Genomic DNA, 22,370 nt, shown 5'->3' with positions numbered 1-22,370 from the left:
CACGAAGATCCGCTTCAACACTGGCTTGGAGCACCTTTCGAACGGGAATGAGCGTTCCAAACCTGCAGGAGCTTCCAGCATGAGCGACTACCCTACCCCTCCATTCCCATCCCAACCGCAAAGCGTTCCCGGTTCCCAGCGCAAGATGGATCCGTATCCGGACTGCGGTGAGCAGAGCTACACCGGCAACAATCGCCTCGCAGGCAAGATCGCCTTGATAACCGGTGCTGACAGCGGCATCGGGCGTGCGGTGGCCATTGCCTATGCCCGAGAAGGCGCTGACGTTGCCATTGCCTATCTGAATGAACACGACGATGCGCAGGAAACCGCGCGCTGGGTCAAAGCGGCGGGCCGCCAGTGCCTGCTGCTGCCCGGCGACCTGGCACAGAAACAGCACTGCCATGACATCGTCGACAAGACCGTGGCGCAGTTTGGTCGCATCGATATCCTGGTCAACAACGCAGCGTTCCAGATGGCCCATGAAAGCCTGGACGACATTGACGACGATGAATGGGTAAAGACCTTCGATACCAACATCACCGCCATTTTCCGCATTTGCCAACGCGCTTTGCCCTCGATGCCAAAGGGCGGTTCGATCATCAACACCAGCTCGGTCAACGCTGACGACCCGTCACCCAGCCTGTTGGCCTATGCCGCGACCAAAGGGGCCATTGCCAATTTCACTGCAGGCCTTGCGCAATTGCTGGGCAAGCAGGGCATTCGCGTCAACAGCGTCGCACCCGGCCCAATCTGGACCCCGCTGATCCCGGCCACCATGCCTGATGAGGCGGTGAGAAACTTCGGTTCCGGTTACCCGATGGGGCGGCCGGGTCAACCTGTGGAGGTGGCGCCAATCTATGTCTTGCTGGGGTCCGATGAAGCCAGCTACATCTCGGGTTCGCGTTACGCCGTGACGGGAGGCAAACCTATTCTGTGATCGTGCTGCCGGCGCCTGCTGACGCGGGCCTCGGCGCCTCTGGCAGAGCGGTAGCGAGCCTGGACCTTGCCGCGTGCCCTACCAGACGTCATCAGCGTTGAACCCTGCCGCCCACTGCTACTCAACTTCATGCAAGCCATTTTTCATTCGCCCGCGACGAGGTGACACCATGAATGCTATCGATTTGCTGATTCAAGACCATAAGTTGGTCAAGAAACTGCTGGAAGAGCTCTGCGCGACCACAGAGCGTGCCGTGAAGAAGCGCGCCGAACTGCTGCAGCGCATTGGGCAGGAACTGCAGATCCACACCGCTCTGGAGGAGGACATTCTCTACCCGGCGATCAAGCAAGCCGGTGGTAAAGAGGAAGCCAAGATGTATTACGAAGCCAAGGAAGAACACCGGACTGTCGACGCCCTGGTGCTCCCTGATCTGCTTGATACGCAAACAGGCACCCTTGAGTTCGCCGGTCGGGTCAAGGTGATGAAGGAGCTGCTTGAGCATCACATCGAGGAAGAGGAGGAAGCGCTCTTCCCTACCGCGAAAAAGCTGCTCGGCAAAGACCAACTGGACGAGCTGGGGCTCGCCATGCAAGCGCAGAAAAAACTGCTTAAGGGTGAGCAACGGGCCGCTTGAATCAAAAACGCCAGGCCGGTTCGGGCACGACCGGCCTGGCGCCATGGGTCAATGTTTGGGACGCCGAGCACCTCAAACGCGCTCACGCCCTGAACGAGAGCGGGAAAGCACGCGGCAAGGGTGTTCTGGAAGGTTTCTGACCGCGTTCCGGTTCTGATCCAGGGTTCAGCAGTGAAGACCCGCCCGTCCCCCGCTGCGCTATTCAAGCTTCATCGGTCCAACGAGCGTCACCGAACGCTCGCGGGGCTTTCAACAACAATGTGAAGCTGCCGGTCAGTTGCTGACGCAGCTCTTTGGGCATGGAGAACGCGAAATGCACAAGCCATGAACCATCACCTAAATGGAACGTTTCACGGCGGTACAACGTGACTTGCTGTTCGGAAATACCGATGCACACGGCTACCGAAAAATCGCTTGGTTCTTCGTCCACGGGAGAGCCCCTGGCAAGCAAGCGCGCGCGGCGCTCTGATGGTGTGGCCCCTACTGGCAGATAAACACTGCCGGCATCCTCAAGGCTTGGCCGTTCGCTCTTTTTTCCACTGCGCCCTGGAGACACCATCAGCGTAGCCGGTGACACCGATCGCTACCTGCTGAATGCGGCCGCCATGCTGAAGGAAAGCTTCGACCTGCTCGCAGATGCGCACATGGGCTTTTTGGGCCGCGCTGGGGTACGTCTGGGACATGTTGGCCTCTCGGTTATGAGCCACTGAACGACAGTCACCCGAGCAGGCACTATACACCCTGCAGTGCCATCAGCGTCTGAAGCCTGCCAAAACCCTGCTTTTGTCGACCGAAGGGCGTGGCGATGGTGAGCTGCAAGCGCACAAGCCCAGGAATACTTGCTCGAACATATGGAAATACGTATATTCGGCTTTCCGCATGTACAGGCCACCCCCATGATCACACCGCCCGATGTCTTCAAGAGCCTCTCTGACGAAACCCGCGCTCGCGCCACGCTGCTTATCGCCAGCCTGGGCGAACTGTGCGTCTGCGAGCTGATGTGCGCGCTCAACGACAGCCAGCCCAAGATCAGTCGCCATCTGGCACAACTGCGCAGCAATGGCATGCTGCTGGACCGCCGTCAGGGCCAGTGGGTGTATTACCGCCTGAATCCGGAGCTGCCTTCCTGGGTTCACGAAATGCTTCAGGTCACCTTGCACGCCAATTCGCAATGGCTGGCTGACAATGCCCTTCGGCTGAAGAATATGGACGGTCGCCCCGTGCGTGATTCCGTCTGCTGCTGATCATCACCAAGCGAGATTTTCATGCTGCCCGCCATTGCTGTCTTCGTCTTCACCCTCATACTGGTCATCTGGCAGCCCAAGGGGCTCGGTGTTGGCTGGAGCGCCGCGCTAGGCGCCATCATCGCCCTGGCTACAGGCGTAGTTTCCCTGCATGACATCCCTGCCGTATGGGCCATAGTCTGGAACGCCACCGCCACGTTCATCGCGGTCATCATCATCAGCTTGCTGCTGGATGAGGCGGGTTTCTTCGAATGGGCCGCATTGCATGTGGCGCGCTGGGCAAACGGCAGCGGCCACCGCCTGTTCGCCTTCTGCGTACTGCTCGGCGCCGCTGTATCGGCGCTGTTCGCCAACGACGGTGCGGCGCTGATCCTCACCCCCATCGTCATGTCGATGCTGCTCGCGCTGCGCTTCTCACCTGCAGCGACACTGGCCTTTGTCATGGCAGCAGGCTTTATTGCCGACACGGCAAGCCTGCCGCTGGTGGTCTCCAACCTGGTCAACATCGTCTCGGCCGACTACTTCGGCCTGGGCTTCGCCGAATACGCATCGGTGATGGTGCCGGTGAATATCGCCAGCGTGGCGGCCACCCTGCTGGTGCTATTCCTGTACTTCCGTCGTGATATCCCCAGGCAGTACGCGCTCGATGCGCTGAAGGCGCCGAGCGAGGCAATTCACGACCACGCCACCTTCAAAGTCGGTTGGTGGGTGCTGCTGGTGTTGCTTGCAGGCCTGTTCGTACTGGAACCTCTGGGCATCCCGGTCAGTGCGGTGGCCGCCGTCTGTGCCGCAATCCTTTTTGCCGTGGCCGCTCGCGGTCACCGCATCTCAACCCGTCGCGTACTGCGGGAAGCGCCGTGGCAGGTGGTGATATTTTCTCTAGGCATGTATCTGGTGGTGTACGGCCTGAAGAACGCCGGCCTCACGGACATGCTCACCCATCTGCTGGACAGGCTTGCCGAGCAGGGCCTGTGGAGCGCGGCCATTGGCACCGGGTTGATCTCAGCGCTGCTGTCTTCAGTCATGAACAACATGCCCAGCGTGCTGATCGGCGCCTTGTCGATCCAGGCCAGCGGCGCAGAGGGCGTGGTACGTGAGGCGATGATCTACGCCAACGTCATCGGCTGCGACCTCGGCCCGAAGATCACCCCGATTGGCAGCCTCGCCACACTGCTTTGGCTGCATGTGCTGGCGCGTAAAGGCATGCGCATCACCTGGGGTTACTACTTCAAGGTCGGCCTGCTACTCACCGTACCGGTTTTGCTGATCACCCTTTCTGCTCTGGCACTGCGCCTGAGCCTCTGACGTTCGCCCCCCAGCGGAGGAGCCCTCCATGCGAGTCCTGTTCATGTGCACGGCCAACAGCTGCCGCAGCATCCTTTCCGAAGCACTGTTCAACCACCTGGCACCGCCCGGTTTCGAGGCAGTCAGCGCTGGCAGTTTTCCCAAGGGCCAGGTGCTGCCACGCAGCCTGAGCACGTTGCAGCAGGCCAATATCTCGACCGAGGGCTTGAGCAGCAAAGGCAACGATGCGTTCGAGGGCAACCCACCCGACATCGTCATCACCGTCTGCGACAAGGCCGCGGGCGAAGCCTGCCCGGTGTATTTCGGCCCTGCGCTGAAGTCGCATTGGGGGCTGGAAGACCCCTCCGATGTCGTGGGTGACGAAGCTTCGGTCGATGCGGCGTTCCGCGCCACACTGGCCCGCATCGAATCTCGCTGCCAGGCCTTCTTCGCACTGCCGTTCGATCAACTCGACCGCGAGCAGCTCAAGCACGCGCTGGATCGCATCGGCTCGCTTTGAACAGGAAGAAAACATGTCCGAGCAACTGCCTAACCTCGACCTCACGCTGTTCGACCTGCCGCCTTCGGCAACCCCGACCAGCGAACACAAACCACGCATCCTGCTGCTGTACGGGTCTACCCGAGAACGCTCCTTCAGTCGCTTGCTGGTAGAAGAAGCCGCGCGTCTGCTGGAGCACTTCGGTGCCGAAACCCGCACCTTCGACCCGTCGGGCCTGCCGCTGCCTGACGATGTCCCCGTGGAGCATCCCAAGGTGCAGGAGCTGCGAGAACTGGTGCAATGGTCAGAAGGCCAGGTGTGGTGCTCGCCGGAGCGCCATGGGGCGATGTCTGCGGTGTTCAAGGCACAGATCGACTGGATTCCGTTGGCGCTGGGGGCATTGCGCCCCACCCAAGGCAAGACCCTGGCCGTGATGCAGGTGTGCGGCGGATCGCAGTCGTTCAACGTGGTCAACCAGTTGCGTGTGCTGGGCCGCTGGATGCGGATGTTCACCATCCCGAACCAGTCTTCGGTACCCAAGGCTTATCTGGAGTTCGACGACGCCGGGCGGATGAAACCATCGCCGTACTACGATCGCGTGGTTGATGTCATGGAGGAGCTGGTGAAGTTCACCGTCCTGCTGCGTGACCGCCAGGCATTCCTGGTCGATCGCTATTCGGAGCGCAAGGAAAGCGCCGAGCAGCTGTCTGAGCGGGTCAATCAGCGATCCATCTGAAGCAAAGGTGATTCAAGACAGTGGAAACGACAAGGTAGCGGCCAGCCCGCTACCCGCTCTGTTTTCAAGGCGTACCTGCCCCCCCATACGGTCGATGATGGTCGCGACGATGGACAGCCCGAGGCCAGCACCATTTGGGCTATTTCGGCTGTAAAAGCGCTCGAATACACGGGACAGGCTCTCCTCATCGATACCCGTCCCTTCATCCTCGACGACCAGTTCGACGCTGCTGTCCAGACGCCGCAGTGACACGGCGATGCGCCCCCCAGGCGGTGAGTGTTCTACCGCGTTGGACACCAGGTTCTGTAGCGCAATGCCCAGCGCGCCGGCGTCGATCTGCAGGTGGTGGTCCCCTTCGTCGATGTCCAGCGAGGGTTCCAGGCCACGGTCCAGTATCCACGGGGTCAGTTCAGCCAGGGTTTCGGTGACGACCTCGGCCAGGTCGATCCGGGTGCTGGCTCGCTGCCCCAGTCTTGGCTCGACGCGGGCCAATGTCAGCAACTGGTTGACCACCCGTGTCAGCCGATCGACCCCGCCCACAAGAAAGCCCAAGGCTTTCTGGCGCTCGGCATCATTGCTGGCGGCCAGCGCGTTCTGCGCGTGCAGGCGCAATACGGCCAGAGGCGTACGCATTTCGTGGGCAGCATCGGCAATGAAGCGATGTTCACGTCGCAGCAGATCGTCGATCTGCGCCAGCAAGCGATTGATGGCCGCCTGCATGGGCTCCAGTTCAGTGGGAAGCGGTACCAGTTGCAGCGGCTCCAGCGAATCTGCATGGCGCCTGCGGATGACATTGGCCATGTTCTGCAGTGGCCGCAGCCCCCAGCCGATCGCAGCCCACACCAGCAGTGCCAACGCCAGGCTGCCAAGCAGGAACGGGAACAGCGTGTGGCGAACGATGCGGTCGATCAGGTCGTAGCGCACATCATCACGCTCACCCACCCAGATGAGCCAGTGTTTTTCCGGCACCGGCAAAACGAAACCGCGCCATTGTTCACCGCCACTGGAAAAGTCGTAGAACCCTGGAGCAGTGGGTGGTGGGTCGATGGGTGGCGCACTGGGTGTATGCACCAGCAACGCCATGCCTTCTCCCCAGACCTGGAACGCCAGCTTGCTTTCGTAAGGGTGGCCCACCTGATGCCGCCCTGCTTTGCCCAAGGCATCGTTGAAGGCCTGATACAGCGCCTCACGCGAGCCCTCTTGTACCGGCATGCTCATGACGCCTTGCAGCAAACGCGCGTTCTGGGCCAGGTGCGCGTCATACACCTCGTTAATTTCGTGGCTGCTGTCGTGGTAGTTATAGAGCGCGAGCAAGCCGGTGCCGAGTAGTAGCAAGAGCATCACGCGCCACAGCGTGCGCTGGCGAAGCGAAGTCATGCCTTGACCTCGACCAGATAGCCAATGCCACGCACCGTGCGAATCAGGCCGTTGAACAGCTTCTTGCGCAGGTGGTAGATGTTCACCTCCAGCGTGTTGCTCTCCGGCTCTTCATCCCAGCCATACAGCAGTTGAGTGAGGCGCTCACGCGTGAATACCTTACCGGGATGTGCCAGCAACTCATGCAACAGCACATACTCTTTGGGGGTGAGCACAACGTCGACGCCGTTGTAATGCACTTGCTGGGTGGTCGGGTCCAGGCTGACCCCGGCATGCTCGATCAGTACCTTGGCGCGCCCGACGCTGCGCCGCAGCAAGGCACGCAAGCGTGCCTTGAGCTCGTTGAGGTCGAAAGGCTTGACCAGGTAATCATCGGCGCCGGCATCCAGGCCGGCAATGCGATCATCGAGGGCATCCCGCGCAGTGAGGATCAGCACTGGCAAGCTGTCGCCGCCGGCGCGTAACCGCCTGAGTAGCTCGAGGCCATCCATTCGGGGCAATCCAAGATCCAGGATCAGCAGGTCGAAGGTCTCGTGTTGCAGCGCATGCAAGCCACTGACACCGTCCCGCAACCAGTCAAGGGTGTACCCCTCCTGGCGCAAGCCATCGCAGATCCCTTCCCCCAGTGCAATGTCATCCTCAACCAGCAACAGCCGCATGTTCAGTCCTGTTTGTCCTTGATGGCCTTGAGTAAAGCATCGATATCGGCACGCCGGCCCTGGTCAGCCAACTCACGCCCCGGCCGGGGCGGTGCCTGCAAAGCTTTCTGCAGGGCGGCGGTAGCTTCAGGGTAGCGCTTTTGCCGATACAGATGATCAGCCCAGAAATAGTTGCTGTCGATACCGTTGGGGTTGATCTGCAAGGCTTTGCGCAGCATCTTGTCGGCCATTTCGGCATCACCGAAGCCGATAGGCCAGCCTGGCACCTGATCATACAGCGTACCCAGGCTGGTGTAGGCCGAACCTTGCAGGGCGTTGGGGTCCAGCTTCATGGCCTGCTCCAGGCTGGCTTTCGCCGCCTTGACCTTGCCCAGTGCACCGAGGCCACCCGTCGCCCCCGCCCAACTGCTGTTGATGATGCCCTCCCAGATCAAGGGTTCAGGTGTGCCGGGATACTGACGAACAAACGTTGTTGCTTCGCCGGCCAGCTTTTCGAAGGCGTCGGCACGCTTATCCTTGGGCATTTGGTACTGAATCTGCGCCCAGCGCTGCTGCAGATCGCTCAGGCGCTGGCTGCCTGCCTGGTCCAATGCCCAGGTGAAGGGTGCAAATGCCAGCAAGCTGGCGATGAACAGACGCTTCATTTGTTCGACTCCTTGGAATGGCTGCCGATATAACGGCGAATGACAGGCAGTTGCTTGCGCAGTGCGCGATCGACCATGCCCGGCAACATGCCGTTGATCCGCACGAAGAGCTTTTCCGGCCACCCCAGGTAAAGCTCGGTGCGCTCGGATTGCACCGCCTGGAGCACAGCACGGGCGACGTCCGCCGGGTCGTCCATGCCAACTTTCAGCGCTTGATTGAGCGCAGTCGCAGCGCTGCTGTTCATCGTTGTGCGGGTCGCCCGGGGGGCGGCATACAGCACGTTCACCGTGGTGTCGGCCAACTCGCGGCGCAGCGCTTCCGAAAAACCACGCAGCGCAAACTTGCTGGCGCAGTAGGTGGCGTAGCCGGGGTAGCCGATCGAGCCATAGGTCGACCCGACATTGACCACCAACGCCTTGGGCTGAGCACGCAGCAACGGCAGGCAGGCCCGGGTCAGTTGCAAGGGTGCCTTCAGGTTGATGTCCAATAGCTCATCCAGCGCATACTCATCCAGCTGGTCGAGCAGAGCGAAGCGATTCACGCCAGCAGCGTTGATCAGCACATTCACAGCCCCCATCTCGCGTGCCCGCTCGATGACGTGTTCGCGCCCCGACGGGCTGCGCAGGTCGGCTTCCTGCCAGCGCAGACGATCAGGGTACCGATTCATCAGGCCAGCCAGCTTGCCCATATGCCGACTGACGGCCAACACCTGGGCACCCGCAGCGCAGAGCTGTTCAGCCAATTCCAGGCCTATGCCCCCACTGGCGCCGGTGAGGATTACCACGGACTCAGCCAAACGCATGGTGCACCTCTTGCTGCCCGGCACGCGGCAAGCCCTGGAACATCTCGGTGTACAAGCGGTAGACGACCTTGGCCGCGTGGAGGACGGCCTGCTGGTCACCGGCATCGTCGAGGCGGTCCATCAACTGTTTGTAGGTCACCATGTGCTCCTGGTCGAGCGCACCGTGCGAGCTGAGGTAGCTGAACGCCTGGTCAGGCAGTGCCAATGTGTTCTGGATAACGCCTGCCGCCTGGGTGGCCAGGGCAATGCTGGTGCCTTCGAGCACGTTGACCATGCCGAACAACCCGACTGGGTTGCCACGGGCGATCAGGTCGTACAGGTAGGCGACCATCAGCTCGATGGATTGCACCGGCTGGCCATCGCGCACGGCCTCCCAGTCACCGCCGCACGCTTTGATGTCATTGAGGATCCACTGCTCGTGGCCGTATTCCTCTTCAATGTATTCGCAGACCGCGCCGCGCAGCCACTCCAGCCGCAGCGGCAATCGAGCCCCACAGGCCATCATCAGTGGCACGGTATGGCGCACGTGGTAATAGGCCTGGGTCAGGAAGGCGACGTAGCTGTCCAGGCTGACCTGGCCGGCCAGCGCTTCGCGGATCACCGGTACGGCGAACAGCGCCTGACGCTCTTGGGCGGTTTGTACTTGCAGGGTGTCGAAAAAGGACATTGTGAACCTCACAACGAGATGTCGGACAATAGGGTGTGGTAACGCTGCAAGATCGCCTCACGTCGCGGGCGGCCATTGGCAGTCAGGGTTTCGTCAAGCGTGCTCAGAGGCACTGGCAAGCGGCGCCAGGCGTGCACCCTGGCGTAATCGGGCAATCGCGCGTTGCATTGCTGTACGGCCTGTTCGATGGCCTCGTCGCTGATGCCGGGATCCAGCGGCCAGAGCAAGGCAAGGTTGCGTGGCAAGGCCTCGCCATGCACGAAAGCCTGGGCGATCACGCCACTTTGGCTCAGCTCGGCTTCCACCCACTCCGGGTTGACGTTGCGCCCGAAGCTGGTGATGAACTGATGCTTCTTGCGGCCATCCAGGTAGAGGTAGCCCTCCTCATCGAGGTGCCCTACATCGCCTGTTGCCCACCACTGCCCGGTTACAGGCGGCTCTCCCAGATAGCCCAGCAATGTCGAGCCGGCCACCAAAACTTCGCCATCCTCGGCGATGCGCACCTGCACATGCGGCAATGGCTTGCCGACGCTCCCAGGGCGCACAGCCCCTGTGCGGTTGAGCGCCACTACCGAGGCGCACTCAGACAAGCCGTAACCTTCGAACACCGGCAAACCGACCGCCTCGGCCCGCGCGAGCAGGCTTGGCGATACCCGAGCGCCGCCTACCGCCACCAAACGCAGAGGGCCGACCCGCATCAGCCCGCGTTCGATCGCTGTCACCAGCCCCATCAGCAGTTGCGGCACAAGGATCAGGCTCTGCGCACCACTGAGGGCGATTGCGCCCAGCAGGCGCTTGAAATCGACCTGGCTTGCCCCTCCCATCCCCAACTGCTGCTGCGGATAGAGCTGCACACAAGCGCCAGCCATGAGCGCGGCGTAGACGCCCAGGTTTTCCAGCAAAACGCCCAGTGGCAGTACCGCCAGGTATCGCTGCGGCGCGGTTGGGCGGCTGGCGGCCTCCAGCTCATGCGCCACACGCAGCAGGGTTTCAGCGCTCAGGCACACGCCTTTGGGCGTGCCGGTGCTACCGGAGGTGTAAGTGATCTTGGCAGTACCCTCAGGCAGCGCCGGGGCGACAAAACTGTCACGCTGCCACACGCCAGCTGGCGCCTGCCGGGCAAAGCCAAGCGCAATGAGCTGTTCGGCCCACTGCGCCTCGCACACGACCGCCGTGACTCCGCTTTGCTGCAAGCAGTGCTGGAACTGGGTCGCGCTGAAAAACGGCGGCACTGTCACACTGGCGCGTTCGGCGAACAGTGCCGCCAAATCCCAGAATAGCGCTTCGGGCCCGTTATCCAGCACCACGGCGAAGGTTCCCGGTGGTTGGCTACGCAGGCAGCCCGCACGGGATTCGACTTCGTCGAGCAGTTGCCGGTAGGTGTAACGCTGCGCATCGCCCTGAACGGCCACGGCGTCAGGATGCTCCACGGCGTGCTGGCGCAACAGTGCCTGAAAGGCTGTCAGTTCATGCCGCATGGCCGGTCTCCAGGGCTAACATGGGAAACCCAAGCCGCTCGAACATGCCCGCCTGCTTCAGGGCATCGAAGCCAACGCTTATGTTGCCGGCAAATACCTGGGGTCGCTGGTCGTAGTAGGTCCCCCACTGGTCCACTTGGCCCTGCAAGCGCGCAGGATCCGCTGAGGCCAGCACAGTGGGCACCAGCCCCAGTCGCCGGAAACTGTTGAACAGTGTCGCGGCGCCCGTGAATGCGACCCACTCCAAACCGCGCATGGCCAGCAACCACGTCACGGCAATGATCATTATTCGAGCGCTGCCGGCGCTGAGTGAGGCCAGGTTGCCTACTTCTACCATGCAGTTGCGATCCGGCGAGACACCGGTTACCCGTGAAACGGCCGATTCCAGAGGCTCGTCCAGATACCGCTCAAGAAAGAGCGGCCCTTCGCTGGCCGGTCGCATGCCCGCCGCCGCGATCAGGCGACCGTGGCTACCCTGCAAGGCAAGCAGTTCCGGCAGGTAATGCTGCACATCCGCCTGGTGCACGCAGGCAAAGCGCTCGTGTATGAAGTGCTCCAGCTCGCCTCGCCCATGATCGCCGCTGAGGTGAAGAGAAAGATGCGCCTGATGATCGGCATGGCTACCGATGGGTAACGGAAGCAAACTGTGCCATTGATGAGTCTGAGTCATGAAATTTCCCCGCCTGGGTGCGACGGAGGGAATTATCGGGGCCGAATCTGAATGCAATCTGAAGTCGGCTACTGTCGGAGCGCCTCAGCCCGGTGCTCGTTCATGTGCTGAATTGACTATGACCGGGCACGACGCGTGCCCAGCTCGATCCAGACGGGTGCATGGTCGCTGGCCTTGGCCTGGTTACGCACCCACGCATCGACACCCGCCCGCTTCAGATAAGGCGCAAGCTCGGGGTTGAGCAACAGATGATCGATCCGCAACCCGGCATTGCGGGCCCAGTGGTTACGGAAATAGTCCCAGAAGGTGTAGACACGCTCGTCCGGGTACAGATGGCGTATGGCATCGAGCCAGCCCTGATCAAGCAGTCGTTGGTAACACGCTCGCGACTCAGGCTGCAGCAGTGCGTCCTTCAGCCAGGAACGCGGGTTATAGATGTCCATGTCGGTGGGCACGACATTGAAATCCCCTGCCAGCAGCGTGGGGTGGCCACTTTCATAGAGGCTGCGCGCATGCTGGATCAGGCATTCGAACCAGTGCAGCTTGTAATCGAACTTGGGCCCGGGCTGCGGGTTGCCGTTCGGCAGGTAGAGACAAGCGACCAACACCCCGTGTGCCGCAGCTTCCAGATAGCGGCTCTGGCTGTCCTCTTCCAGGCCGGGCAAGCCGCGGCGAACCTCGAGCGGATCGCTGCCCCGCACCAGAATGGCCACGCCGTTCCATGACGGTTGCCCATGATGAAGGCTGCCATAGCCTGCTGCCTCCAGCTCCGCGCGAGGGAACTGCTGATCGGCCGCCTTCAGCTCCTGCAGGCAGGCAATGTCGGGCTGCTCCCGCTCCAGCCAGGCCAGCAGCGCCGGCAAACGGCTGCGGATGCCATTGATGTTGAAGGTGGCAATCTTCAGCGCTTTCATGCGTCCGGGTCGCTCACATGGGCCTGCACGGCATCTTCCAGCGCGCGGATATGCGCCTCATCGGCCAGCGCCTTGAGCGCCAACCAGTCGTCCCAGTCGATGGCACCGTCGTCGCGCAGGGCCTCGGCTGTGCGAAGCAGTTCATGGTGGTAGGCATCCGGTGACGCGCGCCGGTAACTGATGTCGTCGTACTGGGCGTACCAGGCTTCAAGCTCGGGAATGTTGCGTTCGATGCTCATGAAAGCGTCCTCGCTGTACCCTTTGCTTGTCAGAACCCGGGCACAGCGCGACGTTCAATCAGGCGTCACTGAAAGTAATGGGGATACCGTGCCATGTCGCTCTCCAGCTTGTCCGCATCCGCTGCCCTCTTGCGCACTTCGGCATAAAACAGCTGGCACTGGTTCTGAAACCTGGTGAAATCGCGGTTGGCGGTTTCAATGGCACTGCTCAGGTCGCTGCCCTTGAGGCCTTCGACAAGCCGCTGTGACGAGGTATACGCCTGCCAGCAGGCTTCAACCTGCTGCAGCCCCTTTGCAAGGTTCTCGGTGTCGATAGTCGCCATTGCAGCACCCTCTTTGGACCGAGCCTGGTCCGTCGGTGTGAATCGCCAGAGCGACGATAACGGGATGAAGCCTGTCACGACGCGCTTCGGCTAAGAGCGTAGACTATTTCGGCGCAGACGCATGGATACCAGGTTTCACAAGTCTCAGACGCATTATCCGCAAGCTCAGGAGCGAGTGCCATGGATTGCCTTCCAACGCTGTTCACAGACCGTCTTGTTCTCACACCCCTTCAGTTGGGAGATGCAGCAACCATTCAGAAGCTGTTCCCCCAGTGGGAGATCGTCCGTTATCTGGACCGTCGTGTGCCGTGGCCTTACCCGGAAGACGGCGCATTGATCTATGTGCGTGATATCGCCCTGCCGGCCATGGTGGCGGGCCGCGAATGGCACTGGATGATCCGGCTGCGCGATGCAACCGAGAACACCATTGGCAGCATCAGCCTGTATGAACAGCCTGGAAACAACCGAGGCTTCTGGCTTGCACCGCAGTGGTGGGGGCAAGGCTATATGCGCGAAGCATGTCAGGTCATCAACGCATACTGGTTCGAGACATTGTCGCGTCCGGTCATGCAGGTTCCCAAAGCGGTTGCCAACCATGCTTCACGCAGGGTTTCGGAGTATGAGGGCATGCGCAGGGTGGCAACGCGAGACGGGCATTTTGTCGCTGGGCAGATGCAGGTAGAGGTATGGGAGATGACACGCAGTGCCTGGCTCGACAGGAGGCAAACCTGACCCTGCCTCGGCCTGCGCAGATGATGCAGGGTCAAAAGGCAGTCCAGCCTGCAGGCGCGGGCTTGCCCGCGAACACCGGCGAAGCCGGTGCCATGCACCGCCGGGCATTCTCCGCGGCAAAGGCGGCACTTGCCGGAGCGGTGGAAGCCCCGGCAAGCCCCGACAAAGGGGTCAACGCAGATAGTCCTGAACCCACTTCACCCAACAATCAGCGCCAATCTTCACCAACGCATCATTGAAATCGTAGTGGGGGTTATGCACCGAGCACCCATGGAACTCGCCCGTGCCATTGCCTAGCATGAAGTAACAGCCAGGCCGCGCCTGCAACATGTAGGCAAAGTCTTCGGTGCCCATGACCTTCTTCGGCATCTTGTCCAGCAGCGCGCCGTCGGCGAACAACGGCCTCAGGCTGTCACGCAGCAACGCGCTTTCGTGATCGCTGTTGCACAAGGCGGGCGCCAGTTGGGTGAATTGCACCTCGATCTCCACGCCATAGCTTTCTGCGTGCCCCTTGGCCAGGGCGTCAATGCGGCTGTTGATCTTCTGCTGGGTCTGGGCCGTGTCAGTGCGCACGCTCAGCAACATGCAGGCCTCGTCAGGGATGATGTTGTAGACGGTGCCGGCCTGGATCATGCCGATGCTGATCACGGCGTAGTCCTCGACGCTCAGATTGCGCGACTTGATGGTCTGGATGCCACTGATCAGGCTGTTCAACGCCATCACCGGGTCTACCGACAGTTCCGGCATCGCACCATGCCCACCTTTGCCGGTAATCCGAATGCTGACACGTTCGGAGGACGCCATGGTGGGCCCCGCCTGCACCACGCACGTGCCCACCGGCAGGCCGGGCATGTTATGCAGCGCGTACACCGAGTCGCACGGAAAGCGCTCGAACAGGCCGTCGTCGATCATCGCCTTGGCCCCTGCCAGGCCCTCCTCGTCGGGCTGGAATATCACGTTCAACGTCCCGTTGAACTGGCGTGTAGTCGCCAGTTGCGCAGCGGCTGCCAGCAGGATCGCGGTATGCCCGTCATGGCCACAGGCATGCATGCGGCCGGGGATCTTGCTGGCATGCGCAAACGCATTCTTTTCGCCCATGGGCAGTGCGTCCATGTCTGCACGCAAACCGATGCTGCGCGGGCTGTCCCCCACTTTCAGCACGCCGACCACACCATGCCCACCTACATTGCGATGCACTTCATAGCCCAAAGCTTGCAGCTTGTCGGCTACCAGGGCCGCTGTATCGGGGGTGTCGCCGCCAATTTCCGGCGCAGCGTGGATCTGCCGGCGCAGCATGACGAACTCATCCAGCTCGGCAGCTGAACCCCGTGTTTGATTGCTCTGCAAAATACCCATATCACTCGCATCCTTTGTTTTCGGGGAAGTACCTGAGGCAGGCCAGGCTGACGATGCCGCCGGCCAGCAAGAAGTAAGCTGGCGCCAACGCCGTGCCCAGCGCTGCAATCAGCCAGGTGGCCACCAACGGCGAAAAACCACCGAACAGGGTCACACCCAGGCTGTAGCTGACCGAGGTGCCGAACGAGCGCCTGGCCTTCGGGAAGCCCTCCATGATCAGCGCGAAGAACGCACCGGCACCGATACAGGTCGGCAAGATCAGGATCGCCACGCCCATCATGGCCAGGCCCATGTGCTGCACGTGCCCAAGCAGATAGAACACGGGCAGGGTCAACACCACCGGCGCGGCGACCGTCCACACCAGCAGGCGTTTTCTGAGCTGATACTTGTCGGCGAATTTGCCGGCCAACGGGCAGATGACGGCCATGCAACCGCTACTGATGCAGGCAATCGCCATCGCGCTGCCGGGTGGATAATGCAAGGCGGTGGTCAGGTAGGTCGGCATGTAGAACACGAACAGGTACATGCCAATGGTCGAGCTGGCCATCAGGCCGATGCCTTGGGCGATGCGTTTGAGCAGTTCGGCATCCAGCCCCTGCTCTGCCTTCTGCGCCGGTGCGGCCTCATGGGTTTCCGGCAACCGCGTGCGTATGTACCAACCGACCGGCCCAATCAGCAGGCCAAAAATGAACGGTATGCGCCATCCCCAGCTTTCCAGCGCGGAAGGGTCGAGCAACTGGCTGAGGGCCAGGCCAAAGCCGGCCCCCACCAAGGCGGCATAGCCTTGGCTGGCGGCCTGCCAGCTGACGCTCTGGCAGCGATTGCCGACTGCACTGGATTCCATCAGGAACACCGACGCGGTACCGACCTCCCCGCCTGCCGACATGCCCTGGATGAGCCGGCCGGTCACCAGCAGCAAGGTGGCGAAAATCCCGATCTGTGAATACGTGGGCGCAAAGGCAATCATTGCGGTGCCCAGGGTCATCAGCCCGATGGTCAGGCTCAAAGCGGCCTTGCGTCCATGCCGGTCAGCATAGCGGCCGATGACCATCGCCCCGACCGGGCGCATCAGGAAACCGACGCCAAAGGTGGCCAGCGACATCAACAACGACGCCATGGCCGAGTCAGAGGGGAAGAAGTGCTTGCCGATCAGTACAGCGAAGAAGCTGTAGATCGTGAAGTCGTACATTTCCAGCGCATTGCCCAACGAGCAGGCGACCAAGGTTTTACGGGAGGACGATACCTGCGCGGCTGAATGCGCACCTTTTTGCAGGCTCGGCGATGTGGGTAGCGGTCTGATCATTGTTGTCTCCGTTGGCAAATCGCGGCGTGCAGCGAATATCAGCCAATCGGGCACCCAATACACTTGCAGTTTCGGCATAGGGATAACCAATGATTAATTAGCTGGCGCGATCGTTGGCCAAATTGCCCTGAGCTGGCGCACAGTCCGCCCTCGCTCCGCGCGCGGCCCCAATAACGCCCACAAATCAGCAGCCGTAGCGCAGCGTTGACGCAGGTACGAAGCCTGTCTAACGCGGATGCGCTCGCCAATCCACACGCCGCGCCAGCCCCTGATTAACCAAACGGCATGACCTGACCGAATAAGCAATCACGCTGCAACGTTCTGTTCACCGACGCTAAAGCCACCCCATCACCGTGCTGGCCTGGAGTCGTGAATGAACACTCGCATTACATCGTTGCTGTTGATGATCCAAGGGGCTTGCCTTGCTGCGCAGGCACAGGCAGAGGGTTTTCCGACGCTCGCGCGGATTGCGCCGGGTTTTGGTTATTACGGGCTGGATTACGGCTTCGATGACACGCTCAAGGTGTACGGCACCGTGGATGCATTCGCCAGCTATCACGACTCACAGCACCACTCGGGTTTCAGGCTGGCCGGTGGCGGCGCCTGGACCAACAAGCTCGGGCTGTACGCACGCAAGGCGCTTGACCCCGATACCGTGGTGGAGCTTGACGTCGAGGAGGGTTTCAACCTCAATGGCGAGGCCCTGGAGGGCACCTGGGACACCGTCGGTACCCTGCGCCTGGCGACAGTCGCCCTGCGCTCGCGCACCCTGGGCAAGCTCGAGTTCGGCAAGACCTACGGCATGGCCACGCCCACCTACGCCGACCCGTTCCTGGCCACCTATGGCTCGCCCTACACCTACCTGGCCCTGCCTGCCGCCGGCAAGGGCGCCTTCTACCTTGACCTGCGCCCCAAGCACACCCTGGTCTACACCAGCCCGACCTTCAGCGGCTTCAGCCTCGGTACCGCGCTGAGCTTCGGCTTCGACGATGCCGCCAGCGCTGGGCGCACCGTACGTGGCGGTGGCGCCCGGCTGCAGTACCGCAACAGCCGGGTGATGTTGCTGGCCTCCTACAACCGTTACTACAGCGACCCATGGGACGACGGCGGCGTTTCACGCCAGACCGCCAACGATTTCAAGAGCCTGTCGGCGTTCTACGATTTCGGCCCGCTGGCCACCAGCCTCACCTGGCAGCGTCAGGACGTGGACCAGGCCGGCACGCCCAGCACCACGCTGTACACCTTTGGCATGATGGCGCCAGTGGGCGAGCTGGACGTGCTGCGCCTGGCGGTGATGCAACGCCAGGTCAGCGCCCGTGACAAGGACGCGTGGGGTGTGATGATCGGCTATGACCATTTCATCAACCCCCGCTGGGCCCTCTATGGACGCCTCGGCATGATCGCCAACCAGCGCGCCTCGTCGGTCACCTACGCCGGGACCCCGGTGGACCAGGCGGGCGATAACCCAAGCAACGTCTCGCTAGGCATGTACTACCACTTCTGACCCCACGGGGCGGGTCTGCTTGAGCACCTGCCCGCGCAAGCTGTGGAACAGCTCCTGGGCAGGCGCCGTGAGGCTGTGGCGGTCAATGCAGACCAGGTTGATGGGGTAATCCGGAATCAACTCCTGCACCGCCATGGCTACGAACTCGCAATCGATACCGTAGGTAGACCCTTGGTCCACCGCCAGCTCGCTGATGGTCATCAACGATTCCGTGTTCTTCAACAGCTTCAGCGCCATCATCACTGAAGTGCATTCAACGGTGTTCTGTGGCACCCGAAGGCCGTTGGCTTCGAACAGTTGGTGAAACTGCGAAGCCTGGTCGGACAACTCGTCCAGGCTGATCCAGGGGGCGTATTGCAAGGTGCGCAGTGACTGGCTGAACTTCTGCCGATTCGAGGCGTGGCAAATCACCCTGCCCTTGATACTGCCCAGCGCCTCCCAGTCCAGGCTCAGCCGACTCAGCGGTTGCTGCGAAGTAATGGCGAAGTCCAGGCTGCCATCGCGCAAGCGCTGCAGGATCTGGCTGGGACGCAGGTCGGTGATGGTGATCTTCACCCGCGGGTACTTGCGCCGAAAGGCCAGGATACTTTCATCGACGCCATCGAGCATCGCCGTCAACGACGTAACCCCGATCGACACGGCGCCCAGCGCCGCATCCTGAATGCTCGCCGCTTCGATCTGCAGGCGGCGTATGCTCTCTACCACGAGGTTGGCATGGCGGATGACACGCTTGCCTTCCTCGGTAAGGGCCATGCCTTTGTGCGACCGCTGCAACAGGGTAAACCCCACCTCCCGCTCCAGCTCCTTGATCGAACGGCTCAGCGCGGGCTGAGTAATGTGCATGAGCTTGGAGGCTTCGAGGATGCTGCCTGCGTTATGAATGGCGACCAGCGCCCTGAGTTGGTGAAGTTTCAACCGTTTATACCTTGTTGTTAGCGGCCGGTTCGAAAAGTGTTCTGGCAGCCCTGACAGCCGTTGTCGGCAAGGCCTGAAAGGTATGGCTAGCGCAACACAGCCAGCAGGCTGGCCGCATCACTGACCTCGAACTTGCCGGGGCTTTCAACCGCAATGTACTGGACTACCTGGTCGTCGACCAACATCGCATACCGCTGCGAGCGCCGCCCCAAACCGCGTGCCGAAAGGTCCTGGGTCAGCCCCAGCGCCTCGCTGAATTCGCCATTGCCATCGCCGATCATCTTGACCGCATCCCCGACCTGCATGCTGTTGCCCCAGGCGTTCATGACAAAGGCATCGTTCACCGAGACGCACAGGATTTCGTCAATGCCAGCCGCACACAACGCAGGGGCCGCCGCGACATAACCGGGAACGTGACGTTCAGAGCACGTCGGCGTGAATGCGCCCGGCAACGCGAAGATCAGCACCTTCTTGTGCTTGCAACGCTCGCGAATGGAAAAGGCCATCGGGCCGATCGCGCAGGCGCCTGCGTCGCTGTTGTATTGATAAAGGGTAACGTCGGGCAGTTGATCGCCGGTTTTGATCATCGCTGTCTCCTGGGTGAGGTGAGGGCCAGGCGGCCATGATGCCGCAGTCGACCAGGCAACGCATCATGAGCAGGGCTAAAAAACCTGTGAAATAACTTCAATATCATTCATGCAGCGCCCCGCCTAGGATACGCCTCAATCAAACACATCAAGATTACGGTGTGAACGACTCAGCCTACGCAACTGACCAGCACTGAGTTGCTCACACTCAGGCATCTGGAAGCCGTCACCATGAATAAAGCGCCAACATTCACCGTCAAGCGCATTGCGTTCGACGAACATTATCACCCCGCCGAAAACACTCGCATCACGACCAACTTCGCCAATTTGGCCCGGGGTGCAAACCGCCAGCAAAACCTGCGCAATACCTTGACGATGATCAATAACCGTTTCAATGCGCTGGCGCACTGGGACAACCCCGAACATGATCGCTACCGCGTAGAGCTGGACATCATATCGGTGGAAATGAATATTGAAAATGCGCAGCACGGCCATGCACTGCCGCTGATCGAAATATTGAAAACCCATATTGTCGACCGCCAAAACAATACGCGCCTCGAAGGCATGGTAGGCAACAACTTCTCTTCGTACGTGCGCGATTACGACTTCAGCGTGCTGTTACTGGAGCATAACAAGCATCGGTCGACCTTCAGCACACCCGATCATTTCGGCGAGCTGCATGGCAACCTGTTCAAATGCTTCGTCAACTCGCAAACCTACCAGGAGCATTTCAGCAAACCACCGGTTATCTGCCTGAGCGTATCCAGCAGCAGGACTTACCTGCGCACCGAAAATCAGCACCCTGTGCTAGGGGTTGAGTACCAGCAGGATGAGTACTCGCTGACGGATGAATACTTCAAGAAAATGGGCTTGAAGGTGCGCTATTTCATGCCGCCGAACAGCGTCGCCCCGTTGGCGTTTTATTTTGCCGGCGACTTGCTGGCTGACTACACCGACCTTGAACTGATCAGCACCATCAGCACCATGGACACCTTTCAAAAAATCTACCGACCCGAGATCTACAACGCCAATTCTCCCGCAGGCAAGGCCTACCAGCCCAGCCTGCAAAACCAGGATTACTCGCTCACGCGCATTGTCTACGACCGGGAAGAGCGCAGCCGCCTGGCGATCGAGCAGGGCAAGTTTGCCGAGGAGCAATTTGTCAAACCCTACCAGGCCACGCTGGCGCAATGGTCCGCTCAATACGCACGTTGAACATTCAAAGCACAAGGTCACAGTTCATGAACACATTGCTACCCACCTCCACGGCCGGCAGCCTGCCTAAACCCGCCTGGCTTGCTCAACCCGAAACACTTTGGTCACCGTGGAAGTTGCAAGACGCGCAACTGATCGAAGGCAAACAGGATGCCTTGCGCCTGGCCTTGCAAGAACAACAACACGCCGGTATCGACATCGTCAGTGACGGCGAGCAAACCCGGCAGCACTTTGTCACCACGTTTATCGAGCACCTCAGCGGCGTTGATTTCGAACAACGGAAAACCGTTAGAATCCGTGACCGCTACGATGCAAGCGTACCGACGGTTATGGGTGCTGTCGCTCGACAAAAGCCGGTGTTTGTCGAAGATGCCAAGTTCTTGCGCCAGCACACCACACAGCCGATAAAGTGGGCGCTGCCCGGCCCCATGACCATGATCGACACACTGTATGACAACCACTACAAAAGCCGCGAGAAACTGGCCTGGGAGTTCGCCAAGATTCTCAACCAGGAAGCCAGAGAACTGGAAGCCGCGGGCGTGGACATCATTCAGTTCGATGAACCGGCATTCAATGTTTTCTTTGACGATGTGAATGACTGGGGCGTGGCTACCCTGGAAAGGGCCATCGAGGGCCTCAAGTGCGAAACGGCCGTCCATATATGCTATGGCTATGGCATCAAAGCCAACACCGACTGGAAAAAGACCCTCGGTTCAGAATGGCGGCAATACGAACAGGCCTTCCCCAAACTGCAGCAGTCCAGCATCGATATCATTTCGCTGGAATGCCATAACTCGCATGTTCCGATGGACCTGCTCGAGCTGATTCGCGGCAAGAAAGTCATGGTCGGCGCCATCGATGTGGCCACCCATGTCATTGAAACACCCGAACAGGTCGCCGCCACCCTGCGCAAGGCACTGCAATTCGTCGATGCCGACAAGCTCTACCCTTGCACCAATTGCGGCATGGCACCCCTGCCTCGCCAGGTAGCCAGCGGCAAGCTCAAGGCGTTGAGTGCAGGCGCAGCCATCGTCCGTCAGGAACTCGCTAACGCACGCTGAAATGAATGCAGCCACAGGACCTACCATGTTGCTTTCCGGTACGGCGATCGAGCCGTCGACTTTTCGCCAGGCACTCGGGCACTACGCCTCCGGCATCACGGTGATTACATCGCACCACGAAGGTGAGCCGATCGGCTTCACCTGCCAGTCGTTCTACAGCGTATCGATGAGCCCGCCGCTGGTGTCATTCAGTGTGATGTCCCGTTCGGCCAGCTACCCGAAAATTCGCCAGGCTGGGCGCTTCACGGTCAACATCCTGTCAGGTGAACAGGTCGGCATTTCCAACCAGTTTGCCCGGCGCGGCGCCAACAAGTGGCAGGGCGTCGAATGGCAAGCATCGCCGTTGGGCAACCCGATCATTGCCGGCAGCCTGCATTGGCTTGATTGCGAAATTCACGCCGAACATGCCGCCGGGGACCACCTGATCGTGATTGGCGAAGTCAAAGCGTTGAACCTGCAGGCCACTGCTGCCACGCAGCCGCTGCTGTATTTCAAGGGGCAGTACTGCAACCTCGCCGCGCCTCACGCGGCTTGAGCCTCACCCCACTCACGGAAAACCCAGCAAAGGAATTGTCAGGATCACGCAGCA

Annotated in this window: 27 protein-coding genes; 11 read left to right on the top strand and 16 right to left on the bottom strand. The window is 60.8% G+C overall.

What is annotated here, in order from left to right; translation table 11 throughout:
* Nucleotides 1-79 precede the first annotated feature (79 nt).
* Together ACZ889_RS15325 and ACZ889_RS15320 are read left to right on the top strand one after the other, a co-directional pair.
* Nucleotides 80-937 carry an SDR family oxidoreductase gene (locus tag ACZ889_RS15325; protein ID WP_102885621.1) on the top strand — a complete coding sequence of 286 codons (858 nt, stop codon included), beginning with the start codon at nt 80-82 and terminating at the stop codon, nt 935-937.
* 169 nt (nt 938-1,106) lie between these two features.
* Entirely contained in the window at nt 1,107-1,571 is a 465-nt protein-coding gene (locus ACZ889_RS15320) for a hemerythrin domain-containing protein (protein WP_060538167.1), read from the top strand.
* A gap of 202 nt (nt 1,572-1,773) precedes the next feature.
* On the opposite strand, the gene ACZ889_RS15315 is transcribed toward ACZ889_RS15320, so the two are convergent.
* Both ACZ889_RS15315 and ACZ889_RS15310 read right to left on the bottom strand, forming a co-directional pair.
* Entirely contained in the window at nt 1,774-2,001 is a 228-nt protein-coding gene (locus tag ACZ889_RS15315; RefSeq protein ID WP_003254020.1) for a hypothetical protein, read from the bottom strand.
* 79 nt (nt 2,002-2,080) lie between these two features.
* Nucleotides 2,081-2,254 (bottom strand): hypothetical protein, encoded by a 174-nt coding sequence (locus ACZ889_RS15310; RefSeq protein ID WP_019751183.1) that lies wholly within the window; start codon nt 2,252-2,254, stop codon nt 2,081-2,083.
* A gap of 213 nt (nt 2,255-2,467) precedes the next feature.
* Here ACZ889_RS15310 and ACZ889_RS15305 point away from each other — a divergent pair, with 213 nt between their 5' ends.
* From ACZ889_RS15305 to arsH, 4 genes are read left to right on the top strand one after another with little or no spacing between them, the layout of a single operon-like run.
* The gene (locus ACZ889_RS15305) at nt 2,468-2,815 is read left to right on the top strand and encodes a metalloregulator ArsR/SmtB family transcription factor (RefSeq protein WP_102885894.1); all 348 of its coding nucleotides are present in this window, start codon (nt 2,468-2,470) and stop codon (nt 2,813-2,815) included.
* Nucleotides 2,816-2,836: 21 nt separating this feature from the next.
* Complete coding sequence (locus tag ACZ889_RS15300) at nt 2,837-4,120, top strand: arsenic transporter (RefSeq protein ID WP_180688255.1); 1,284 nt, start codon at nt 2,837-2,839, stop codon at nt 4,118-4,120.
* 28 nt (nt 4,121-4,148) lie between these two features.
* Nucleotides 4,149-4,619: an arsenate reductase ArsC gene (locus ACZ889_RS15295; RefSeq protein WP_180688256.1), complete on the top strand. Its 471-nt coding sequence runs from the start codon at nt 4,149-4,151 to the stop codon at nt 4,617-4,619.
* Nucleotides 4,620-4,632: 13 nt separating this feature from the next.
* Nucleotides 4,633-5,334: an arsenical resistance protein ArsH gene (gene arsH, locus ACZ889_RS15290; RefSeq protein WP_180688257.1), complete on the top strand. Its 702-nt coding sequence runs from the start codon at nt 4,633-4,635 to the stop codon at nt 5,332-5,334.
* Nucleotides 5,335-5,346: 12 nt separating this feature from the next.
* Here arsH and ACZ889_RS15285 read toward each other — a convergent pair whose 3' ends face one another.
* The 10 genes from ACZ889_RS15285 to ACZ889_RS15240 all read right to left on the bottom strand — a co-directional run bounded on the left by ACZ889_RS15285 (nt 5,347) and on the right by ACZ889_RS15240 (nt 13,186).
* Complete coding sequence (locus tag ACZ889_RS15285; RefSeq protein ID WP_476257526.1) at nt 5,347-6,711, bottom strand: sensor histidine kinase; 1,365 nt, start codon at nt 6,709-6,711, stop codon at nt 5,347-5,349.
* Nucleotides 6,708-7,370 carry a response regulator gene (locus tag ACZ889_RS15280; RefSeq protein ID WP_180688259.1) on the bottom strand — a complete coding sequence of 221 codons (663 nt, stop codon included), beginning with the start codon at nt 7,368-7,370 and terminating at the stop codon, nt 6,708-6,710. The genes ACZ889_RS15285 and ACZ889_RS15280 overlap by 4 nt, the downstream gene beginning before the upstream one ends.
* Nucleotides 7,371-7,372: 2 nt before the next feature.
* Complete coding sequence (locus ACZ889_RS15275; protein ID WP_012052741.1) at nt 7,373-8,014, bottom strand: hypothetical protein; 642 nt, start codon at nt 8,012-8,014, stop codon at nt 7,373-7,375.
* On the bottom strand, nt 8,011-8,817 hold the full coding sequence (locus ACZ889_RS15270; RefSeq protein WP_129932158.1) for an SDR family oxidoreductase: 807 nt from the start codon (nt 8,815-8,817) through the stop codon (nt 8,011-8,013). The genes ACZ889_RS15275 and ACZ889_RS15270 overlap by 4 nt, the downstream gene beginning before the upstream one ends.
* Nucleotides 8,804-9,484, bottom strand: a complete 681-nt coding sequence (locus tag ACZ889_RS15265) for a TenA family transcriptional regulator (RefSeq protein ID WP_003254035.1) — start codon at nt 9,482-9,484, stop codon at nt 8,804-8,806. Before ACZ889_RS15265 ends, ACZ889_RS15270 begins: the two co-directional genes overlap by 14 nt.
* Before the next feature lie 8 nt (nt 9,485-9,492).
* Complete coding sequence (locus ACZ889_RS15260) at nt 9,493-10,962, bottom strand: AMP-binding protein (protein ID WP_180688261.1); 1,470 nt, start codon at nt 10,960-10,962, stop codon at nt 9,493-9,495.
* Nucleotides 10,952-11,632 carry a thermostable hemolysin gene (locus tag ACZ889_RS15255; RefSeq protein ID WP_180688262.1) on the bottom strand — a complete coding sequence of 227 codons (681 nt, stop codon included), beginning with the start codon at nt 11,630-11,632 and terminating at the stop codon, nt 10,952-10,954. Before ACZ889_RS15255 ends, ACZ889_RS15260 begins: the two co-directional genes overlap by 11 nt.
* Nucleotides 11,633-11,748: 116 nt before the next feature.
* Nucleotides 11,749-12,546 carry an exodeoxyribonuclease III gene (xth, locus tag ACZ889_RS15250; RefSeq protein WP_180688263.1) on the bottom strand — a complete coding sequence of 266 codons (798 nt, stop codon included), beginning with the start codon at nt 12,544-12,546 and terminating at the stop codon, nt 11,749-11,751.
* The gene (locus tag ACZ889_RS15245) at nt 12,543-12,785 is read right to left on the bottom strand and encodes a hypothetical protein (RefSeq protein ID WP_003254042.1); all 243 of its coding nucleotides are present in this window, start codon (nt 12,783-12,785) and stop codon (nt 12,543-12,545) included. The genes xth and ACZ889_RS15245 overlap by 4 nt, the downstream gene beginning before the upstream one ends.
* A 65-nt stretch (nt 12,786-12,850) precedes the next feature.
* On the bottom strand, nt 12,851-13,186 hold the full coding sequence (locus tag ACZ889_RS15240) for a hypothetical protein (protein ID WP_230678084.1): 336 nt from the start codon (nt 13,184-13,186) through the stop codon (nt 12,851-12,853).
* Nucleotides 13,187-13,288: 102 nt separating this feature from the next.
* On the opposite strand from ACZ889_RS15240, the gene ACZ889_RS15235 reads away from it, so the two are divergent.
* Complete coding sequence (locus ACZ889_RS15235; RefSeq protein ID WP_476257525.1) at nt 13,289-13,840, top strand: GNAT family N-acetyltransferase; 552 nt, start codon at nt 13,289-13,291, stop codon at nt 13,838-13,840.
* Between the two features lie 171 nt (nt 13,841-14,011).
* On the opposite strand, the gene ACZ889_RS15230 is transcribed toward ACZ889_RS15235, so the two are convergent.
* Both ACZ889_RS15230 and ACZ889_RS15225 read right to left on the bottom strand, forming a co-directional pair.
* Nucleotides 14,012-15,196 carry a M20 aminoacylase family protein gene (locus tag ACZ889_RS15230; protein WP_003254044.1) on the bottom strand — a complete coding sequence of 395 codons (1,185 nt, stop codon included), beginning with the start codon at nt 15,194-15,196 and terminating at the stop codon, nt 14,012-14,014.
* A 1-nt stretch (nt 15,197) separates the two neighbouring features.
* Nucleotides 15,198-16,499: an MFS transporter gene (locus tag ACZ889_RS15225; protein WP_047602990.1), complete on the bottom strand. Its 1,302-nt coding sequence runs from the start codon at nt 16,497-16,499 to the stop codon at nt 15,198-15,200.
* Nucleotides 16,500-16,872: 373 nt separating this feature from the next.
* Between ACZ889_RS15225 and ACZ889_RS15220 the strand changes: the two genes are divergently transcribed.
* On the top strand, nt 16,873-18,003 hold the full coding sequence (locus ACZ889_RS15220) for a porin (RefSeq protein ID WP_047602991.1): 1,131 nt from the start codon (nt 16,873-16,875) through the stop codon (nt 18,001-18,003).
* On the opposite strand, the gene ACZ889_RS15215 is transcribed toward ACZ889_RS15220, so the two are convergent.
* Together ACZ889_RS15215 and ACZ889_RS15210 are read right to left on the bottom strand one after the other, a co-directional pair.
* Entirely contained in the window at nt 17,980-18,918 is a 939-nt protein-coding gene (locus ACZ889_RS15215; protein WP_004576494.1) for a LysR family transcriptional regulator, read from the bottom strand. The two genes, ACZ889_RS15220 and ACZ889_RS15215, sit on opposite strands and share 24 nt — an antisense overlap.
* Nucleotides 18,919-19,004: 86 nt before the next feature.
* Nucleotides 19,005-19,505, bottom strand: coding sequence for a peroxiredoxin (locus tag ACZ889_RS15210; protein ID WP_004576493.1), 501 nt, complete (start codon nt 19,503-19,505; stop codon nt 19,005-19,007).
* Between the two features lie 231 nt (nt 19,506-19,736).
* On the opposite strand from ACZ889_RS15210, the gene ACZ889_RS15205 reads away from it, so the two are divergent.
* From ACZ889_RS15205 to ACZ889_RS15195, 3 genes are read left to right on the top strand one after another with little or no spacing between them, the layout of a single operon-like run.
* Nucleotides 19,737-20,720: a DUF1852 domain-containing protein gene (locus ACZ889_RS15205; protein ID WP_004576492.1), complete on the top strand. Its 984-nt coding sequence runs from the start codon at nt 19,737-19,739 to the stop codon at nt 20,718-20,720.
* 26 nt (nt 20,721-20,746) lie between these two features.
* The gene (locus ACZ889_RS15200) at nt 20,747-21,781 is read left to right on the top strand and encodes a methionine synthase (protein ID WP_047602993.1); all 1,035 of its coding nucleotides are present in this window, start codon (nt 20,747-20,749) and stop codon (nt 21,779-21,781) included.
* A 25-nt stretch (nt 21,782-21,806) separates the two neighbouring features.
* Nucleotides 21,807-22,316 carry a flavin reductase family protein gene (locus ACZ889_RS15195; RefSeq protein ID WP_004576490.1) on the top strand — a complete coding sequence of 170 codons (510 nt, stop codon included), beginning with the start codon at nt 21,807-21,809 and terminating at the stop codon, nt 22,314-22,316.
* Nucleotides 22,317-22,370 lie beyond the last annotated feature (54 nt).

Source organism: Pseudomonas sp. TE3895 (genome assembly GCF_056278855.1).
This window is presented reverse-complemented; position numbering and strand designations above follow the sequence as displayed.

Excerpts from the sequence above, each read along its gene's own strand:
- ACZ889_RS15325 (WP_102885621.1), top strand. The coding sequence starts at position 80 with ATGAGCGACTACCCTACCCCTCCATTCCCATCCCAACCGCAAAGCGTT.
- ACZ889_RS15320 (WP_060538167.1), top strand. The coding sequence starts at position 1,107 with ATGAATGCTATCGATTTGCTGATTCAAGACCATAAGTTGGTCAAGAAA.
- ACZ889_RS15310 (WP_019751183.1), bottom strand. The coding sequence starts at position 2,254 with ATGTCCCAGACGTACCCCAGCGCGGCCCAAAAAGCCCATGTGCGCATC.
- ACZ889_RS15305 (WP_102885894.1), top strand. The coding sequence starts at position 2,468 with ATGATCACACCGCCCGATGTCTTCAAGAGCCTCTCTGACGAAACCCGC.
- ACZ889_RS15300 (WP_180688255.1), top strand. The coding sequence starts at position 2,837 with ATGCTGCCCGCCATTGCTGTCTTCGTCTTCACCCTCATACTGGTCATC.
- ACZ889_RS15295 (WP_180688256.1), top strand. The coding sequence starts at position 4,149 with ATGCGAGTCCTGTTCATGTGCACGGCCAACAGCTGCCGCAGCATCCTT.
- arsH (WP_180688257.1), top strand. The coding sequence starts at position 4,633 with ATGTCCGAGCAACTGCCTAACCTCGACCTCACGCTGTTCGACCTGCCG.
- ACZ889_RS15285 (WP_476257526.1), bottom strand. The coding sequence starts at position 6,711 with ATGACTTCGCTTCGCCAGCGCACGCTGTGGCGCGTGATGCTCTTGCTA.
- ACZ889_RS15280 (WP_180688259.1), bottom strand. The coding sequence starts at position 7,370 with ATGCGGCTGTTGCTGGTTGAGGATGACATTGCACTGGGGGAAGGGATC.
- ACZ889_RS15275 (WP_012052741.1), bottom strand. The coding sequence starts at position 8,014 with ATGAAGCGTCTGTTCATCGCCAGCTTGCTGGCATTTGCACCCTTCACC.
- ACZ889_RS15270 (WP_129932158.1), bottom strand. The coding sequence starts at position 8,817 with ATGCGTTTGGCTGAGTCCGTGGTAATCCTCACCGGCGCCAGTGGGGGC.
- ACZ889_RS15265 (WP_003254035.1), bottom strand. The coding sequence starts at position 9,484 with ATGTCCTTTTTCGACACCCTGCAAGTACAAACCGCCCAAGAGCGTCAG.
- ACZ889_RS15260 (WP_180688261.1), bottom strand. The coding sequence starts at position 10,962 with ATGCGGCATGAACTGACAGCCTTTCAGGCACTGTTGCGCCAGCACGCC.
- ACZ889_RS15255 (WP_180688262.1), bottom strand. The coding sequence starts at position 11,632 with ATGACTCAGACTCATCAATGGCACAGTTTGCTTCCGTTACCCATCGGT.
- xth (WP_180688263.1), bottom strand. The coding sequence starts at position 12,546 with ATGAAAGCGCTGAAGATTGCCACCTTCAACATCAATGGCATCCGCAGC.
- ACZ889_RS15245 (WP_003254042.1), bottom strand. The coding sequence starts at position 12,785 with ATGAGCATCGAACGCAACATTCCCGAGCTTGAAGCCTGGTACGCCCAG.
- ACZ889_RS15235 (WP_476257525.1), top strand. The coding sequence starts at position 13,289 with ATGGATTGCCTTCCAACGCTGTTCACAGACCGTCTTGTTCTCACACCC.
- ACZ889_RS15230 (WP_003254044.1), bottom strand. The coding sequence starts at position 15,196 with ATGGGTATTTTGCAGAGCAATCAAACACGGGGTTCAGCTGCCGAGCTG.
- ACZ889_RS15225 (WP_047602990.1), bottom strand. The coding sequence starts at position 16,499 with ATGATCAGACCGCTACCCACATCGCCGAGCCTGCAAAAAGGTGCGCAT.
- ACZ889_RS15220 (WP_047602991.1), top strand. The coding sequence starts at position 16,873 with ATGAACACTCGCATTACATCGTTGCTGTTGATGATCCAAGGGGCTTGC.
- ACZ889_RS15210 (WP_004576493.1), bottom strand. The coding sequence starts at position 19,505 with ATGATCAAAACCGGCGATCAACTGCCCGACGTTACCCTTTATCAATAC.
- ACZ889_RS15205 (WP_004576492.1), top strand. The coding sequence starts at position 19,737 with ATGAATAAAGCGCCAACATTCACCGTCAAGCGCATTGCGTTCGACGAA.
- ACZ889_RS15200 (WP_047602993.1), top strand. The coding sequence starts at position 20,747 with ATGAACACATTGCTACCCACCTCCACGGCCGGCAGCCTGCCTAAACCC.
- ACZ889_RS15195 (WP_004576490.1), top strand. The coding sequence starts at position 21,807 with ATGTTGCTTTCCGGTACGGCGATCGAGCCGTCGACTTTTCGCCAGGCA.